This window comes from Halobacteriovorax sp. JY17 (genome assembly GCF_002753895.1).
Taxonomy (GTDB): Bacteria; Bdellovibrionota; Bacteriovoracia; order Bacteriovoracales; family Bacteriovoracaceae; genus Halobacteriovorax.
This window is the reverse complement of the sequence record NZ_NJER01000002.1, coordinates 36,374-52,693: the sequence shown is the minus strand read 5'-3', so window position 1 is coordinate 52,693 and position 16,320 is coordinate 36,374. Positions and strand designations below refer to the sequence as shown.

Below are 16,320 nucleotides of genomic sequence, written 5' to 3'. Positions count from 1 at the left end.
TTTTCATTGCGTTTAATTATTAAGACTTTTTTATTGCTAAGCGTTTAAAATTAGGTAAATATATTATTAATATGAAAAGTTCTAAATTTATAAATGATATTCTTAAAGACTTTGATGCCAGTATTAGTGGGCTCGCAACCTTAATAGAGGTAAATCCAGCAACTATTCATCGTTGGATCAATGATGAAATGGAGATCTCACAAGACAATATTGACAGGATCAATGAGATTTCCTCTATCATCAAAAAAATTTCAGCTAGTGCCCACTGCCATACTAGTGAAATCATTAAAACACTAGTTACTCTTAAAAAGTCTCCTCTCTGGAAAGGATGGGATCACACTATTCAAATGCTTAGTGGAGCAGAGATCTCCCTTCAAAATGAAGATTATCTAAAAAAGCATCTTCTCCAAAATCCTCATCTGATTGAAGATGGATTAAGGCCACTTAAAAGAATTCCTTCAGCCTTAGATATCGATGCCTTATTTAAAGATAAAAGTGGTAATCATATAGCTGTTAAATATTATAAAAAGACTGTTGCCACAGATGAATACGGGAAAGTTAAAATTCTCCTATCAACTCTCTCTGACAAGCTTGGCAAAAAGAACAAACTGATTCTGGTTGCACCACGTTTTATAAATTCTTTTGTTGAAGTTTCGGCAAATGAGAAAAGCCTGAGGCTTTTCCAAATAAATATCGATATTAAACCTATTCAACCGATAGGGCTTTTTTGATGAGTGAAGTTAAAAAGCAGCATTATGTACCACAGTGCTATTTGAGAAACTTTACTTTTGATAAGGATCAGACCTATCTCTGTTGCAAGGATTTAGTTTCTGGAAGTGTATTTAAGCCTAATATCGAAAACATTGCTCAACAAAAATATTTTTATGATTTCCCAGATCAAGATGATTCTAATTTTCAAGTCATAGAAAAAACATTTTCAAAGATTGAAGGTAATTATGCCACTTATCTCAAAAGGCTTATAAATAACGTTCAGAGTGGTTATTTATTATCACCAAATAAGGATGCAAGGATTATAACTAAGGATTTAAAAGATGCATTCTCTCTCTATCTGTCTGTGCAATATTTTAGAACTCCAACGCATAGACGTGCTATTCAAGACATGATGATAGGGACAGTAAACTGGATGCTGCCTCACTTTCTAGAGCACCATGCACCGCCACCACCAGAAGGTCTAAATGTTGATGATATATATGCAGAATATAATGAAGAATATGCTCCCATTCATCATGCTGAGTTTATGTTTAAGGATGAAACCATAGAACGGTTTTCTGACCTATTTTACAACAAGGTGTGGGTCATTGGTTATTGCACTTCAGAATCACTTCTTTATACTTCTGACAATCCTGTTGTTAAACACTCCCAGTTTAAATCACCTGTAAGAGGATATGGTCTTGGATCACCCAATATTGAAATATATTTTCCTATCTCATCTAGGATTGTCTTGATGTTATTTGAAGAGGGACTATATAGGACTCAAGTACGTTCAGAGATCAAGGAAGATTGTATTTATGAGCTTCCTGATGAGTACATTAGATACATTAACAGCATGCAGGTTTATCAAGCCCAAAGACAAGTCTACTGTGAAATAGATGACTTTAATCTTGTTGATGAGATGATTAAAACAAATCCTGAAATCACTTCTAAAGACAAACCTCAGATCGTCATGAATTAGCTTCCGCTTACACGCCAAAATGAGCTATTCGAAAATTTTTAAAAATAAAAGTTTGCGTGCAATTTGCGTGCATTAAAAAGCCTCTTCGAAAAGAGGCTTTTTAGTACTTGAAATGGCGGAGAACAAGGGATTCGAACCCTCGAAGGAGTTGCCCCCTTACACGCTTTCCAAGCGTGCGCCTTCGACCACTCGGCCAATTCTCCGCATTTAAATGATAAACTTGAGAGCCTCGTCTCCGCCCATGCGTTGCAGGCGCTAACGCTACTGCAACTCATTACGGTAAAGCGATAATTAAAATACTTTGTATTTTCTCTCATCGCACGGCCAATTCTCCGCATTTATTGAGCTATATATTTATCAATTAAGACGAGAAGTGTCTATTTAGTAGAATGATATTTATCCCACTGATCTTCCCTGCACTTAGTCACAAACGAAAGTTCTGGCCACTTACTTATGTAAGCCAATAACTCTCTTCTGTTACCAGGAAGCTTATAAGACTTCTCCAAATGATCCCAAATGGCATTGAACCACTCTTGCTTAAAGACTTCTTTTGCTTCACTTAAGTTGAGATCTCTTCCTCTGATGAAAATATATTTCACCTTCACCTTCTTCTTAAATTCATCTCTATCGATTTCATCAAAGATTTGCAATTTAGAAAATTCTTCACGAGACTGTTCTCCAATTACTTCTTTTAAGTTGTTTCCAAGAAAGCAGCGACTCTGATATTGATTAATTCCATTTTGTAGAAGAATATTTTCTGCCTCTATAAACATTCTTTCAATAATATCTGTCCTATAATATCCATAGAGTTCATGAACTGCATCCCAGGACTTCGTCTTTGGAAAGTTTCTCTTAAACCAAGGAGCCACTTCAAATTTTAAAACTTCATAGAGCTTTCTTTCTTCATATTCTCTAGACTCTTCAATAATTGTATCTAACTCTGCATGACCGAACTCATGAAAGATTGTTGCAAGAGAAACTTGATAAGCATATGGGCTCTCGGCTTTTAACTCTTCTATTGTTTGTAATCTCTTTGTAACTTTAGACTGTAATGACTTATTAAGTTTAATTGTATTAAAAAGAGGATTGTAAGAAGCTGCGGCCGTAGAGCCTCTAGGGAATGTTCCAAACTTTACTCTTATATTCTTAGCAACCATTTCAATTCTTGAACGACTTATGCCTATTGTTTTCTCTAAAGAAGATGCAAATTCAGAAATAGCAAAAGTTGTAGCTAGAACAAAAAAGCAGATTAGAACCTTAAATAAATTTCTCATTTTTCTCCCTAAAATATTTCATTAAGGCTAACGTGAGAAAAGTTATCTAGCTAGGGAGTGTAAGTAAAAGTCACAATATATGTTACTTCTTATAAGAAGCGCGTTTTTCTCTAAAGAAACGTGAAAGGATTTTAGAAGATTCAAAGTGTCCTACACCTCCGACCACACTAAAGTTATGATTTAGTCTCTTGTCTTTATACAAATTGTAATTGAGGCTTATTGCTCCCCCTTTAGGGTCGTAGGCAGCAAAAACAAGTTTATCTACTCGTGATTGAATAAGTGCACTAAGACACATTGGACAAGGCTCCAAAGTCACAAATATTGTGCAACCCGTGAGCCTCCAGCTTCCTTTTTTCTTACATGCTTCTCTTATTGCAAGAATTTCTGCGTGACCGCAAGGATCGTTATTATGTTCTTTTTCATTATGAGATTGGCTTAAAATATTTCCTGACTCATCAACAATGGCAGCTCCAATTGGAACTTCATCAATGGAGTAGGCTTTATAGGCCTCATCCATTGCCACACTCATAAGCCATTTATATTCTTCAAAGTTATGCATTCTCGCCTTGCTTTTTAAATCTGGTCTTATTCTTAAATACTTTCTCATTTATCCAGTAATTATGGAATTCTTCATGCTCAGACTCTGGAAAATCATCATTGAAAATAAACCTCACTCCATGAGTAGAAGGTCTACCAAGTGAGTATCTTCTCTTACTCATTATTTCCACTAAGAAGTTAAATTCACGAACTCCATTTGAAGCAAGAACCTCCACTTTATCGCCAACAACAATTTCTTCAAAAGAAGCTAGGCAACCAGCATTTCGCCTAAGATCCGTCAGCCTTGCTTCGTGCTTCTTATCTTCGTAACGAAATTTTACTTTTAAGTCATCCCTAAATCTAAAATCATACTCCCACCAAGAAACTCTAGGGTAGTAAATAGGGGATAATAAGATATAGGTTTCAATTGTTAGAATAATTCCAGCGATTAAATATAAATAGAAGAGCTGAAGATCACTTTGAGACATAATAATATGATAGAGCTTATAAACAATCAGACACGCTGTTGCGAAAGAGAAAGTCCAGAATGAGTAATAAAGATCACTTAGAGTTTTAAAGTAAAGTTTATAGAAAACCATTAATCCTAATAGACTAAAGATTGTCCAAAAGATTTTAACGTTAAAAAAACCTTCAACAATAAAGGCCAGAGATAAAATCGAGAAATGTCCCCATTGCAATAAATGGACCCTATCAATATCCTGTCTTATCTTTAAATTTGAAATATCAATCATTTCATTTTCCTTGCGGTGATAAGGTAATATTATCTTAATTTTTACCTCTTTTACCAAGTATACGACTAATTTTCCGATATAATACTATTAGGAGATATCTATGTTCTTACTACAATACCCTATTAAAATAGTCCTCGTTGATGATGATCCTGATTCATTAAGTCTAATGAGCAATTACCTCAAAGGTAACGAGTCATTTGCCGTCAGCTCATTTACCTCCCCAAAAGAGGCCTTAAGCTTTATGACAGAGAATGAAACTCAAATTGCGATCATCGATATTAATATGAAAGAGATGTATGGGGATAGGTTACTCGATCATATCATCAAGCTTGAACAGGGAACCGAATTGATAGTTATTACAGCTTCAGATAACCTTCTTAATTTCACGGCCTGTTATAAACTTCGCGCAAATGGTTTTATATTCAAGCCATTTGATAAAGATTCTTTTCTAACAACTGTGGAGAACTCTCACAAGAATCTCATCAACTGGAATAATGTCTTCACTCAAATGATGATGAGAAAGCACGGAGAATAAATTAGACCTGCAACTCTCTATCAATTGGCGTTTCCAGACAAATAAAAGATTCTGTCGATCTAATCTCTTCGATGGCCTGTAACTTCTTAACTAAGAAGTTATGAAAGTGATCAATATCCTTCGTTACAATTTTAACAAAGAGGGCATAATTTCCAGTTGTATATAAAGACTGAACAACTTCTGGAAATTTCTCTAGCTTCTTTACAACTTTAGAAACGACTTTTGCATTTACAAGGTGAATACCAAGAAGAACCTCAACGCCATATCCTAATTTCTTATGATTTATAGTTATTTTACTACCTGTGATAATCCCTCTTTCCCGAAGTTTTTCAATTCTCTGATGAATCGTTCCTCCAGCAACTTGGCACTTTCTAGCAATATCAAGAAAAGGTTTCCTAGCATCTTTTTGAAGTTCTTCAATTATTCGCCTATCGAGACTATCAATTTGATAATTATTCATTACTTTCTCCATACTTTTCTATCATTTTATCACATAAAAACGTTATTTATTAAATAATTATCACCAAAGACCAAACTCTATTGATAATTTCTCATATAATTATACCATATACCGATGAATTGCTAACGACAGGAGTCCGTATGTGTGGTTTTTTAGCATTTAGAAGTAAAGAGATTTCAAAAGTAGAAAGAGATAGCTTTGATAAAATTCTCTACCGAGGTCCAGATCAATCAAGGCTTCTAAAGCTCGAAGAAGACGTCGTACTCGGATTCCACAGACTTTCAATCATGGATCTCTCCACTGATGGAATGCAACCTTTTCAAAATTCATCTAAAGATGCCCTTATTTGTAACGGAGAAATTTATAACTACCAACAAATTAAGGACACACTACTATCTAAAGAAGAGTTCATCTCAAAGTCAGACTGCGAAGTTATTCTTCCCCTTTATAAGAAATTTGGACTAGAAAAGCTTTGTAAGAATCTTGATGGAGAATTTGCCTTTGTTATTTGGGACTCAGAGAAACAAACCTTTCAAGCGGCTAGAGATCAGTTTGGAATTAGACCTCTCTTTTATGGATATAAACGTGAGGATTCCTCGATTGCATTCGCTTCAGAGGTTAAGGCCCTACAAGACTTCTGCGATGACATTAAGCCTTTTCTTCCTGGCCACTACTTTGATGGAAGAGGTTTCTATGAATTTGATTCAATCCATAAGGTTGAAGTTAACGAAGAGATCACCAAAGAAGATGCTCTTCATGGAATAAAACAATTGCTAGAACAAGCAGTAATTAAGAGAATGGATTCCGATGCCAAAGTTGGCTATCTTCTAAGTGGTGGTCTAGATAGCAGTCTTGTCTGCGCTATCGCAGCGAGAGAGAGTAAAGAGCCTATTAAAACTTTTGCTGTTGGAATTAATGAAGACCCAATCGATGCAAAGTACGCAAAGATCGTTGCTGACCATATCGGGTCAGACCATACAGAATACCTATTTTCCAAGTCAGACTTACTTGAAACTTTAGATGACCTCATTTATAGACTTGAGAGCTTTGATATAACAACAATCAGAGCTTCCCTTGGAATGGATCTCATCTGTAGACACATCAAAGATACAACAGATATTAAAGTTCTTATGACTGGCGAGTGTAGTGATGAAATGTTTGGTTATAAGTACACAGACTTCGCACCATCTCCAAATGAGTTTCAAAAAGAAGCCTCTAAAAGAGTAGAAGAACTTTATATTTATGATGTTCTTAGAGCTGATAGATGTATTAGCTCAAATTCACTTGAAGCCAGAGTTCCTTTTAGTGACAAGTCTTTTGCAAAGTTTGTCATGAGTATTCCACCAGAACTAAAGATGAATACAACAGGGCATGGAAAGTATCTTCTTAGGGCCGCTTTCGATCTTGAAGACTATCTTCCCCAAGACATACTCTTTAGACAGAAAGCTGCTTTTAGCGATGCCGTTGGACATTCAAGTGTGGACTTTTTAAAGACATTGGCCGAGATCACAATTACTGAAGACGAGCTTGCTGCGGCTAAAGAACTTTTTCCTCACTGCACACCAACAACAAAGGAGTCTTTCCTTTATAGAAGAATTTTTGAAAAACACTATCCTAGTCAATCACACTTAATAAAAGCCATTTGGCTTCCAAATCAAGAGTGGGAAAACTGTAAGGTAAGTGATCCAAGTGCTAGGGCGCTTCCGAATTATGGCAAAAGTGGATTGTAAGAAGAAAAATGGCGCACCCTGAGAGATTCGAACTCCCGACCTTCTGATTCGTAGTCAGATGCTCTATCCAGCTGAGCCAAGGGTGCACATTGAGTGCTTAAATTAGCGGTTAGGCGAGCTACTGTCAAGTTAGCAAAAGTAACAACTTCATACCATTATGGCTTTTACTCCCTAAATTCAAGTCTCCCAATAATCCCAATTTAGTTTATAATAAAGTCTAAGTATTCCGTAAAATCAGATATTTAAGTCAGTAAAAAAGAATGAACTTTTTGGCCAGCTCAAACGTCTAAGCAGTATATAGCAACAGAAGCTATCAACATGGAGATATATATGAAGTCATTATTTAGCCTTACATTAATCACTCTTTTATTCACTTCCCCAACTTATGCCAAAAAAGAAATGAACTTTGCTGCTAGAAAAACGGCCTGCGCTGAAAAAGCAGTAGGTGACACATGCTCTTTTCAAACCAAGAAAGGAGAAAAGAAAGGAACCTGCAAAGAAGGAAAGAAGAATAAAGAAGTTCTCATGTGCTTTGGAGAAAGAAAGGGTAAGCACGGAATGTTAAAAGAGCTCAATCTTTCAAAGGAACAATTCGCAAAACTCAAAGTTTATAGAGAAGCAGAAAAAGCAAAGAAAGATGAGAGAAAACCTTTGAAAGAAAAAATTAAATCTCTTAGGGAAGATATAAAGAAGGGCTTTATCAGTAATATTTCAGACGAAAAAATGCTGGAAATTCATAGAGAAATTTCTGCCAATAGAGCAAAGCTCGAAGAAATTCGATTCTCTAAAATGATCACCATGAAAAATGTTTTAAATGAAGAACAAAGAAAGAAGTTCATGGAACTAGAAGAGAGTCGAAAAGAGAAGTTTAAAAAAAGAAATGGAAAACACAAGAAGAATAAGAAAGACAAGAAATAGGAAATAGACTTGCTTAAGATACTAAAAGATATTTTCACCCCTCTTTCAGATTCTTCACTTGAAGAGAAGAAAGAGGGGTTTAATAAACTCTACATAGATCATGCAGAGTTTATTAGATCTAGTATCTACTGGATGGTTCGTGATCAAAACATTGATGATATTGTTCAAGATAGTTTTCTAAAGGCATGGAAGAGTTTTGATCAATTCAATAATAAATCAAACTTTAGAACGTGGCTTTATAGAATTGCAATGAATACAACCTATGACTATCTAAGAAAGAATAAAATAAGAGTTGAAAGTGAAGTGGAAACTCAAGCTCCTTACGAGGATAAGGCCTTGAAGGATTTAATATCTCAAGGAATTTTATCGCTAAATCTAAAGCACAGAGAAGCCTTTATTTTATTCTATAAATTTGAATATGGGCAAAAAGAAATTGCTGAAATTTTATCCATCTCAGAAGGAACGGCGAAATCGAGAATTTACTATGCTAAAGAAAAGTTTACACTTTTTCTAAAAAACAATGGAGTAGAAAATGAATGATCTAGACTTAAAAAAGCTACTCAAGAAAGATGATAGTGTTCCAAAGGCTCCCTCAAGCGAGCTTAATCAAATTCACCAAAGAATTGCGAGTGAGACATTTGATCTGAGCACATTTTTTAATATTAAATCTCTTGCTCTCGCTTGCTGCTTAGTAATTGTTATATCAGGAGTTAAATTTAGTATTAATAGTTTTTCTACTCCCGTACTTACAGAGGCAGAACAACAAGAGTTAATTGAATATATGCTTGAGGATGCTTATTTAAATAACGGTGAGAGCTCTTACGCTTGGGTAGAGGTAGACAATTAAAAGCCTAACTCGCCCTTCAAGTCTTCCATGAATCTTTCAAGAATCATCACTCTTTTTCTTGCCTCGATCCTACCACCACGAGTATTCATCGTTTCTGAAATTCTATAGAGCTTTACCTTGAAATGATCAATAGCAAAGCTTCTATCGTCCAAATCTCTACTTAATGCAAAGGGATCATCTTCATGAAAAAGAGAACTACCCATTCTTCCAGCAACATAGAACGTGCGAGCGAGACCAATCGCTCCTAGGGATTCCATCCTATCTGCATCTTGCAATATTTCAGCCTCCAGTGTTTGCGGCCTTATTTCTGCAGAAAATGAATGGGACTCAATACAATGTTTTACATTTTCAATTAACTCTTCTGGAAAACTTCAAACAAAGCTTCCAAACTCTTTTGAAGTGATTTATGTCATGACTTTTATCATCTATGCTTTTTTCATAAAGATGTTGATGAAACTGCTCTTCCCAAAACAATAAGTCAGAATTATTCATATACCGTGAACCTAGTAGTTAAAATTTAAATGTAAGTGCGATGTAACAGAGATTCTAAAATGGCGGAGACATAGAGATTCGAACTCTAGGAACCGTCAAACGGTTCGACACCTTAGCAAGGTGCTCCCTTCGGCCACTCGGGCATGTCTCCGCAATTGAATTTCAAAGACTCCAAATAATAATGGCGGAGGACACAGGATTCGAACCTGCGGACCCTTGCGGGTCAATGGTTTTCAAAACCACCGCTTTCGACCACTCAGCCAATCCTCCGCTTATTAGGAAACATCATATTACGAAATTGTTGGCAAAATAGCAATACGGTAAAAAGAAGAAAGTTAAAAAAAGAAGAGTACGAGACGTGCGTCAAAACAAATCTACCTTAAACTCTTCATTAAATTTTGAATTTGTGCTCTATCTTTCGCCGCTGGTGTTAGATCAAGATAAACTCTAAAAGAGTCAATAGCTAAAGTACTCTGACCAATCTCTTTGTAGATATAACCAAGCGCTCTATGGATTTCACCATTATTCTGATTTTCTTTAAGGGCCTTTAAATAATATTCTCTAGCACGATCAAGATAGCCTTGCTTCCACTTTATCCAACCCATCCCCATTAAGGCCTCAACATAGCGGCCATTTCTTGAGATCGACTTCTTGAAGTTTAATTCTGCTTCTCTATATTTTTTTTGAATTCGAAAAACTTCCCCTAAAATAAAATAACCAAACTCTAGTGTCGGATTATTTGCCACTTCCTTATCTGCCATTTCCTTGGCCTTCTTAATATCTTTTAATTTTATATATGTTTTAGCAAGATAGTAGTTCGCTCTTGGAAAAGAAGCTAAACGAGCAAGGATTGACTCGAACATAGCAAGAGCTTCTTTATAAAGTCCCTTGTCATAAAGGCTTTTTCCAAGTTTTATTTGTACGTCTAAATCACCTGGGTTAATTTTAATTAACTCTTTTCCGTATTTAATAACATCATCATCACGATCATCTAACTCGGCAGAATAAATTAAAAATTCATAGAAACTAGCGTCGGTACTTGCAAGTTTTTCAATTCTTTTCTTATACTCTTGAAACTCTAGATTCTCTCCATTCTTATAGTAGTAGATTGCAATGTCACCGAGAATTTTTGGATTATCTCTATTTTGCTTTAATAAGTTTCTAAGATAACCAATTGCTGTTTCAGCTCCCTCTAGCTCGTAGAGAATATTTGCGTAGGCTGTGTGATACTCAACGTTAACAGGATCAAGAGCAATAGATCTCGTTAGCATATTCTTTGCGGCCTTGAACTTTCTAAACTTAAGATAGATTTTAGCAAGCTGAAAGTAATCATCATCATTTACTGGATTTCTCTTTATACTTTCTTTAAATTTAGAAATAGCATTCTCATAAAATTCTCTTCTTAAATAGTACTTAGCTTGAAGAGAGTAAAAAATATAACTATCACTTAATTTAGACTGAGAGATTGTCCTAAGCTCAATTTCTGCCTTATTCAATTTGAATGCTTTGATATAGGCCTCAACAAGATAGACATTTATCTTCTTATTAAGTGGGTATTCTTTTTTCATTCTGTTGAATGTACCTATGGCATCCTCATAATATCCTCGCTTAACCTGAATATTTCCGAGAAGAAGTTGTGAGGGAATATAAGAGCTGTCCAAATCTGAAGCCTTAATTGCATTAATAAAAGCTGTCTCCCACTTTCTTTCTTTTACTGCATTTTTCGCTTTTTTCATTAGCTCAACAATCTTACTTTCGAGAATAATCTTCTCGACGTTAGTTGACCCACCAAGCTCTAAAAGAGAAAGTTTAGACCTCAATTCATCAGATTCATGAATCCTAAGAGCTAGCTTAAAAAGTTTCGCTGCTTGGTTGTTATCTTTTTTAATTGCCGCAAGTATACCCGTATATTCAAGAAATTTTGCGTAGTATCTGGGTGATCTACCAGAGTTTAGAGTCTTAATAACTTTTAATACTGCCTCATACTTCTTGTAATCTCCAATATCGAATTGGTACTTGGCATATTTAAGAAGAAGAGGAATTGACTTTGGATAAGAGTTTCTCGCCTCAGTAAGAAGTTCACTTACTTTATCTTGTAAGTCATTTTCTTCATAGAAATTGATAAGGCTTAAGTATGTTGCCTCTCTCTTCTTTTTAACTTTTAAAAGAAGATCAAAAACTTTCCTTGCTTCTATATAGTTACCCACTTCAATGAGGACATCTAGATAAATCGTTAGGACACTTACTGTAGGTTTATTAATTCTAATAAAATTTTCAAGAATTCTATTTGCACTCTGAGCTTTGCCTATCTTTTTATAGAAAAGTGCACTTCCTGCAGCGACGTTAGCATCTGACAAAAGTTTACTACGAGCAATTTCAATTAATTTAAAAAGAGTTCTGACCGCTTTATTTTCATCACTAGAATTTTCAAAAACTTCAGCATAAGAAAGTATCAAATAACCTAATGCTTTGTTGTTTTTGAATTGATGATGTAAAGATTTACTAAATTCTAAGGAGGCCTTTATTTTGGATAAGTATGTTCCCTGAGAGTAGTATTCAAGTCCTTTATTTAAAGCTTCAACACTTTTGACACTATCTAAGAATTCGGCCTGTATTGGAAATTGGATTTTAACTCTAACTGGATCTAGACTTTTAACTTCTTTTTCAGGAAAAAGTAATACCCAAAGAATAACAATAAAGGCAAGTGCCACAATAGGAGTTGTCTTCTTTCTCTTAGCTTTCTTTACCTCTTCAACTTCTTCTTCTTTTTTATTAACAGGCTCTTCGTCATCTAAGGCTTCTTCTCGAACTTTATCTTCAAATTCTTTCTCTGCAACACTTACAACTTGTTTTAAATCTGGTAACAACTCTCTTACATTTATAAACTCTGTTGCTTCACTTGTGTTTAGAACTTCTTCTTTTTTCTCTTCCTCTTTATCGTCTTCTTCTGAATTACTCTCTACTTCTAACGGATTTTCAACTTCCTCTATTTTTTCTAGAAAAGGATTGGGGTTTACAATGACTGTTTTATCAACATCAACATTATTCAATGCACTTCGATTGATAATTCTTGTTTTTTCAATTCCGTCATCATTCTCCGATTTTTCCTCTTCCTTTACGTGCCCAAGTTCTTCCTCAATGGACTCTAAATCTTTTACATCTTCTTGATACTTTTCTTCTAACGCTCCATAATCTACACGACTTAAATCTTCTTTCTTATATTGAAATTCTTGAAAGTTTTTATCTTTCACTGGATTTTTATTACTATCATTTTTAGGCTTATTTATTCTTGCGAAAGTTTGAGTTCTGTCTCCAGAATTTTCAACAGATAAATTCCCCTCTTGAGTAACTTTTAGGAGCATTGCTTTAATTTCTGCAAAGTCTTTTAAACTCTGCCAATCGCCGACAGGAAAAATTTGGCACCTCTCATCCCCTAAAAGGTGACCCTTAGCGAATAACTCACCGATTTGCTCCGTAACAAAAGGACCAACCACACGATCATTTAATAATTTAACTCTGTATTTCTTACCCATCAAAGCCTATTAAAATAAATACTTATACTAAGTAATTATATCGCATAATAGCGCTAAGTGTTTAATGAGGAGTGTGGAAAGAATTTCCTATTATTTCAAATGCTTAAGCTTCACGCTCATTAAGACAAAGCATGAAAAGCTTCTTTGAAATAAGTGCCAATGTTAAAGTGCTAATTGTTATTCCTAAGAAGAACAGTTCCTGACTACCATTATCAACTAAGCTTTTAAAAATCTTAAAAAGATGTCCAAAGGGACTCACTCCTGAGAGTAAACAAAGAAGAACGAAGACAAGTAATGACTTAAATCTTCCACTCTTAGCAAAACTTACAACTAGATCAAAGAAGAGAAGTGTCGTGACTAATAATACTGAAAAAGCTATATAATCCTCCCAAAATACATTCTCTCCTATCACAAGAAGAGGAAATAGAGATATGATAACAAGGCCACGTATCATTGATTTTAACTTTTCTATACTTTCGCTTTTATAAAACTTAATACATAGAACACTTCCCAAAACAATATAGAGAAGAATAAGTACATCAATTACACCGTGATGCCTTGGAAGAATCGAATCCATTAAGCCAGAAGAGATATGAATAGACTTCAGGCTAAATACAAAAACAGTAAATATTTCATAACCAACAACTTCGTTGATGCTTTCTTTTATATGATCACTTCTTAAAAAGAAGTAAATTATTTTAATAAACACAATGCTCAATAGCAAAACAACAATAAACGTTAGCTCAAGCCCCGTATTCTTTGGAACCGCATTAAAAGTAAAGGTGTTAAAGGAGTAGTAATAACAAAATAGAAGTATAACCCAAAACACATAACGAACATTTTCAAAGAATTTATTATCATACTGCTTAAATCTATTTCTAAATAAGATATTTGAAAGATTAAAAATAATCTCCGAAAAAAATATAAATGCTATTAAATTATCTGAATTAAAAATAGAAATGCCCAAACAGAAACAAAAGGGTAAAGAAACAAGGGCTTCATCATACTTTTTAAATCTCTTATGAAACACTATCGAAACCACTATTCCTATAATAAGAAAAATTTGTGATGTCATCTGCCAATCATATTTATTAATAAATTCATTCATAGCTCTTCTCCTTCAATCATTCTTCTATTTATAAAAAGACAGAATGTAAAAATTGCGAGAGAGGCCATCGCAGAAGTAAGAGAAGCCCTTGCTAAAGGAATGGTAATTATTAGAGAAACAATATAAATGAATAAATCTTCTTTTTTTCTAAAGAGTCCTATTTTAAATACCTCTAAAAGAGAAATCAATAGTAATAGAAAAATAGCAAGAAGTAAGAAATAAACATTAATAGAGAATGTAAATACTCCTAGCCAAAGTATTGTCATGATAAAAATTGACTCCGATGAGAATTTTCTACACTTATTTACTATTAGAAAAATTAACAAGAAAGCCATTGCAATGAGAAAAACATCCACAGCAACTGGAGAAGTGATAAACTCTCTTGCCTTCATCAATGATATAATATTAAACTGAATGAAAGGATACTTTACCTTACTATCAGCCAGAAAATTAGATGAGAGGGCAACTATCGTTGATAGAACGACATACATGAATAATATTTCTTGTTTAAAAATACCGCCAAATATAAAGACTAAGGAAAGAAAAAAGAACCCCAAAAACTTAAGTTGAAAGAACCTCTCAAGTCTTATTCCAAAAAGAAGAATAATCACAAATGATGTTATTTCGTATGTAGCAAGTAGATAATATTCATTATCTAAGTAAATATAGAATAAGAATGAAATCCAAGAAATAATACTTACAATAAGAAAAGGAATTGATTCTTGTATGCTTCTCGATTCTCTTAAGCGAAGAAAAATTGTGAATATTGTAAAAATTAAAAAAATTAGTATCATTTAAAACTCAATTATCGCTAAACTAACAATCAAAAATAAAATTAGTATATAGAATGAAATTTGAAAGCTTGAAGTCTGCCCCTCTGTAGAAAAGTTCACCTTATTAAGTGTATCTTTTTCTTTAGATATCTTTAATGTATTTATAACCTCAATTCTTGAAGGTGTTACACTTTTAACGGCTTCATTAAGAACGAATGCTCCACGCCATGCTTTTCGCTCATCTATTACTTTGAGAAAATATCCTACAACAACAAACAAAAGAATATAGATTATAAAATTCAGGTTATAACTTAAAAGGCCTACCTCTGCGACTTTTTCTTTAGTATGAAATAATACTTGCATCAACTTATAACCATTCTTCTCACTGCTTACAAATAAAGATAGATTAAAGAATATAATTAATATTGTTAGGATAAAAGCTAATCCAGTAGTAAGCTTCACTTCAAACGTTGATTCAAGTACGTTTATAAAAAGTTCATCAGAGTGTTTTCGTATTACAAAACCGAAGATTATCCACGAGACTAAAGCTCCTACTAACAAAGAAATTGTTACAACAAAATTTCCACTAAGACTTATCAGATCAATAAAGAGAAGACCTGAATAACTAAGAGGAATTGCGGCCAAGTTAATTAGCGTAAAATAAGTTATGATTATTCTCTCATTTCTTTCCACCATCTTTTTCATAACTGAATAAATAGTCAAAATTAAGAGAAGAACTAGACTTGAAACAATTGCCAACTCATACTTGGCAAATAATACATAAGTAAAACTCGCCATTAAGGATGTTTGAAATAATATATTAATTGCGTAAGATATCGTTTTTTTCTTAAATAGCTTGCAACATTCACCAAGTATTGGAAGCAGGAATAAAGGAAGAAGAAAGAGTGCTACTTGAGTATCAATATTATTTGCTAACTTTAGTTTATAAATAAGAAACAATGGAGTTACGACAAGAAGTGTACTTATTCTTCTTAGATTTCCCCAGAGCCTCATGTACTCTATAAAACAAAAAGCAATTAAAAGAGGGAAGAATAAATACTCAGACGTTGGTGTCAAATAAAGATAATAGCTATCTTTTAGAGTTAATATTGTTGTCGAAAGTTCAGCATAGTAAATCAAAGAAATAAGACTAAAAATAAATATTGAAATATAATCAATTAAATAAGCCCTGCGTGTAGTGAGATAAATTAATAAAATTAAGAATATAGTGATAAGAATTGTTGAAATTTGATCAGACAAGAGTAAGGCATTAGAACATAGAAATAATATTTCTCTTATTTTTATATCTTTAAGATTTATATCAAGATCAAAAGAAATTAGAGCTATCGTAAAGATATAAATAAGTGAAGAGGTTTCTTCAAATCCTAGAAGGTTTGCACCAAGGCCCAATTTACCTGAACTTAGACAGTAAATGGAAATTACCATCTGAAGTAATCTTCCAAAAATTGGCACATACTTATTTGTAATCTTTTTAGACATTACAACAAGGGCCATAGAAATAAGTATAATTAATTCAAACATCTTATCCTTCTATATTACTATTACCTTTGTCTTGATAATACTTAAATCTTATTATCACAGCAGAAGGAATCGCCACTGAGAAGATAACTCCAAAAATAGTTATTAAAGACCCTTCAAATGATACTT

16 protein-coding genes and 4 tRNA genes are annotated in these 16,320 nt (G+C 33.8%); 7 read left to right on the top strand and 13 right to left on the bottom strand.

All coding sequences use genetic code 11. The features are described from left to right. Positions 1–71 precede the first annotated feature (71 nt). The gene (locus tag CES88_RS08610) at positions 72–731 is read left to right on the top strand and encodes an endonuclease NucS domain-containing protein (RefSeq protein ID WP_290733391.1); all 660 of its coding nucleotides are present in this window, start codon (positions 72–74) and stop codon (positions 729–731) included. After that, complete coding sequence (locus CES88_RS08605; protein ID WP_290733389.1) at positions 731–1,693, top strand: DUF4238 domain-containing protein; 963 nt, start codon at positions 731–733, stop codon at positions 1,691–1,693. Before CES88_RS08610 ends, CES88_RS08605 begins: the two co-directional genes overlap by 1 nt. Positions 1,694–1,806: 113 nt before the next feature. Here the strand turns inward: CES88_RS08605 and CES88_RS08600 are convergent. From CES88_RS08600 to CES88_RS08585, 4 genes are all read right to left on the bottom strand, one after another. Continuing rightward, positions 1,807–1,896 (bottom strand) — tRNA-Ser (locus CES88_RS08600). A gap of 174 nt (positions 1,897–2,070) precedes the next feature. After that, positions 2,071–2,967, bottom strand: coding sequence for a hypothetical protein (locus tag CES88_RS08595; protein WP_290733387.1), 897 nt, complete (start codon positions 2,965–2,967; stop codon positions 2,071–2,073). An 82-nt stretch (positions 2,968–3,049) separates the two neighbouring features. Next, a complete protein-coding gene (locus CES88_RS08590) occupies positions 3,050–3,574 on the bottom strand; it encodes a nucleoside deaminase (RefSeq protein WP_290733385.1) in 525 nt (174 codons plus the stop codon). Then, positions 3,519–4,256 carry a hypothetical protein gene (locus CES88_RS08585; RefSeq protein ID WP_290733383.1) on the bottom strand — a complete coding sequence of 246 codons (738 nt, stop codon included), beginning with the start codon at positions 4,254–4,256 and terminating at the stop codon, positions 3,519–3,521. Before CES88_RS08585 ends, CES88_RS08590 begins: the two co-directional genes overlap by 56 nt. A gap of 100 nt (positions 4,257–4,356) precedes the next feature. Between CES88_RS08585 and CES88_RS08580 the strand changes: the two genes are divergently transcribed. After that, entirely contained in the window at positions 4,357–4,791 is a 435-nt protein-coding gene (locus CES88_RS08580) for a response regulator (RefSeq protein ID WP_290733381.1), read from the top strand. 1 nt (position 4,792) lies between these two features. Here the strand turns inward: CES88_RS08580 and CES88_RS08575 are convergent, their stop codons facing one another. After that, on the bottom strand, positions 4,793–5,251 hold the full coding sequence (locus CES88_RS08575; protein ID WP_290733379.1) for an Lrp/AsnC ligand binding domain-containing protein: 459 nt from the start codon (positions 5,249–5,251) through the stop codon (positions 4,793–4,795). Positions 5,252–5,391: 140 nt separating this feature from the next. Between CES88_RS08575 and asnB the strand changes: the two genes are divergently transcribed. Beyond that, a complete protein-coding gene (gene asnB, locus CES88_RS08570) occupies positions 5,392–6,981 on the top strand; it encodes an asparagine synthase B (protein WP_290733377.1) in 1,590 nt (529 codons plus the stop codon). 9 nt (positions 6,982–6,990) lie between these two features. Here asnB and CES88_RS08565 read toward each other — a convergent pair. After that, positions 6,991–7,067 (bottom strand) — tRNA-Arg (locus CES88_RS08565). 244 nt (positions 7,068–7,311) lie between these two features. Here CES88_RS08565 and CES88_RS08560 point away from each other — a divergent pair. The 3 genes from CES88_RS08560 to CES88_RS08550 are packed head-to-tail and all read left to right on the top strand — an operon-like array spanning position 7,312 to position 8,746. After that, positions 7,312–7,899, top strand: a complete 588-nt coding sequence (locus CES88_RS08560; RefSeq protein ID WP_290733375.1) for a Spy/CpxP family protein refolding chaperone — start codon at positions 7,312–7,314, stop codon at positions 7,897–7,899. Between the two features lie 9 nt (positions 7,900–7,908). Beyond that, positions 7,909–8,439 carry an RNA polymerase sigma factor gene (locus CES88_RS08555; protein ID WP_290733373.1) on the top strand — a complete coding sequence of 177 codons (531 nt, stop codon included), beginning with the start codon at positions 7,909–7,911 and terminating at the stop codon, positions 8,437–8,439. After that, a complete protein-coding gene (locus CES88_RS08550) occupies positions 8,432–8,746 on the top strand; it encodes a hypothetical protein (protein WP_290733371.1) in 315 nt (104 codons plus the stop codon). Before CES88_RS08555 ends, CES88_RS08550 begins: the two co-directional genes overlap by 8 nt. Here CES88_RS08550 and CES88_RS08545 read toward each other — a convergent pair. The 7 genes from CES88_RS08545 to CES88_RS08515 form a co-directional block, all read right to left on the bottom strand. Next, the gene (locus tag CES88_RS08545) at positions 8,743–9,021 is read right to left on the bottom strand and encodes a hypothetical protein (protein WP_290733370.1); all 279 of its coding nucleotides are present in this window, start codon (positions 9,019–9,021) and stop codon (positions 8,743–8,745) included. The genes CES88_RS08550 and CES88_RS08545 overlap by 4 nt on opposite strands. A gap of 277 nt (positions 9,022–9,298) precedes the next feature. After that, positions 9,299–9,389 (bottom strand) — tRNA-Ser (locus CES88_RS08540). A gap of 31 nt (positions 9,390–9,420) precedes the next feature. Beyond that, a tRNA-Ser gene (locus CES88_RS08535) sits at positions 9,421–9,508 on the bottom strand. 104 nt (positions 9,509–9,612) lie between these two features. Then, positions 9,613–12,771: a tetratricopeptide repeat protein gene (locus CES88_RS08530; protein WP_290733368.1), complete on the bottom strand. Its 3,159-nt coding sequence runs from the start codon at positions 12,769–12,771 to the stop codon at positions 9,613–9,615. Positions 12,772–12,874: 103 nt separating this feature from the next. Then, positions 12,875–13,879, bottom strand: coding sequence for a hypothetical protein (locus tag CES88_RS08525; protein WP_290733366.1), 1,005 nt, complete (start codon positions 13,877–13,879; stop codon positions 12,875–12,877). Next, on the bottom strand, positions 13,876–14,673 hold the full coding sequence (locus CES88_RS08520; RefSeq protein ID WP_290733364.1) for a hypothetical protein: 798 nt from the start codon (positions 14,671–14,673) through the stop codon (positions 13,876–13,878). The genes CES88_RS08525 and CES88_RS08520 overlap by 4 nt, the downstream gene beginning before the upstream one ends. Continuing rightward, positions 14,674–16,194 carry a hypothetical protein gene (locus CES88_RS08515; RefSeq protein ID WP_290733362.1) on the bottom strand — a complete coding sequence of 507 codons (1,521 nt, stop codon included), beginning with the start codon at positions 16,192–16,194 and terminating at the stop codon, positions 14,674–14,676. Positions 16,195–16,320: the final 126 nt, after the last annotated feature.

Bases quoted from the DNA above. Each gene is read 5' to 3' on its own strand.
- CES88_RS08610 (WP_290733391.1), top strand. From the start codon at position 72: ATGAAAAGTTCTAAATTTATAAATGATATTCTTAAAGACTTTGATGCC.
- CES88_RS08605 (WP_290733389.1), top strand. From the start codon at position 731: ATGAGTGAAGTTAAAAAGCAGCATTATGTACCACAGTGCTATTTGAGA.
- CES88_RS08595 (WP_290733387.1), bottom strand. From the start codon at position 2,967: ATGAGAAATTTATTTAAGGTTCTAATCTGCTTTTTTGTTCTAGCTACA.
- CES88_RS08590 (WP_290733385.1), bottom strand. From the start codon at position 3,574: ATGAGAAAGTATTTAAGAATAAGACCAGATTTAAAAAGCAAGGCGAGA.
- CES88_RS08585 (WP_290733383.1), bottom strand. From the start codon at position 4,256: ATGATTGATATTTCAAATTTAAAGATAAGACAGGATATTGATAGGGTC.
- CES88_RS08580 (WP_290733381.1), top strand. From the start codon at position 4,357: ATGTTCTTACTACAATACCCTATTAAAATAGTCCTCGTTGATGATGAT.
- CES88_RS08575 (WP_290733379.1), bottom strand. From the start codon at position 5,251: ATGAATAATTATCAAATTGATAGTCTCGATAGGCGAATAATTGAAGAA.
- asnB (WP_290733377.1), top strand. From the start codon at position 5,392: ATGTGTGGTTTTTTAGCATTTAGAAGTAAAGAGATTTCAAAAGTAGAA.
- CES88_RS08560 (WP_290733375.1), top strand. From the start codon at position 7,312: ATGAAGTCATTATTTAGCCTTACATTAATCACTCTTTTATTCACTTCC.
- CES88_RS08550 (WP_290733371.1), top strand. From the start codon at position 8,432: ATGAATGATCTAGACTTAAAAAAGCTACTCAAGAAAGATGATAGTGTT.
- CES88_RS08530 (WP_290733368.1), bottom strand. From the start codon at position 12,771: ATGGGTAAGAAATACAGAGTTAAATTATTAAATGATCGTGTGGTTGGT.
- CES88_RS08525 (WP_290733366.1), bottom strand. From the start codon at position 13,879: ATGAATGAATTTATTAATAAATATGATTGGCAGATGACATCACAAATT.
- CES88_RS08520 (WP_290733364.1), bottom strand. From the start codon at position 14,673: ATGATACTAATTTTTTTAATTTTTACAATATTCACAATTTTTCTTCGC.
- CES88_RS08515 (WP_290733362.1), bottom strand. From the start codon at position 16,194: ATGTTTGAATTAATTATACTTATTTCTATGGCCCTTGTTGTAATGTCT.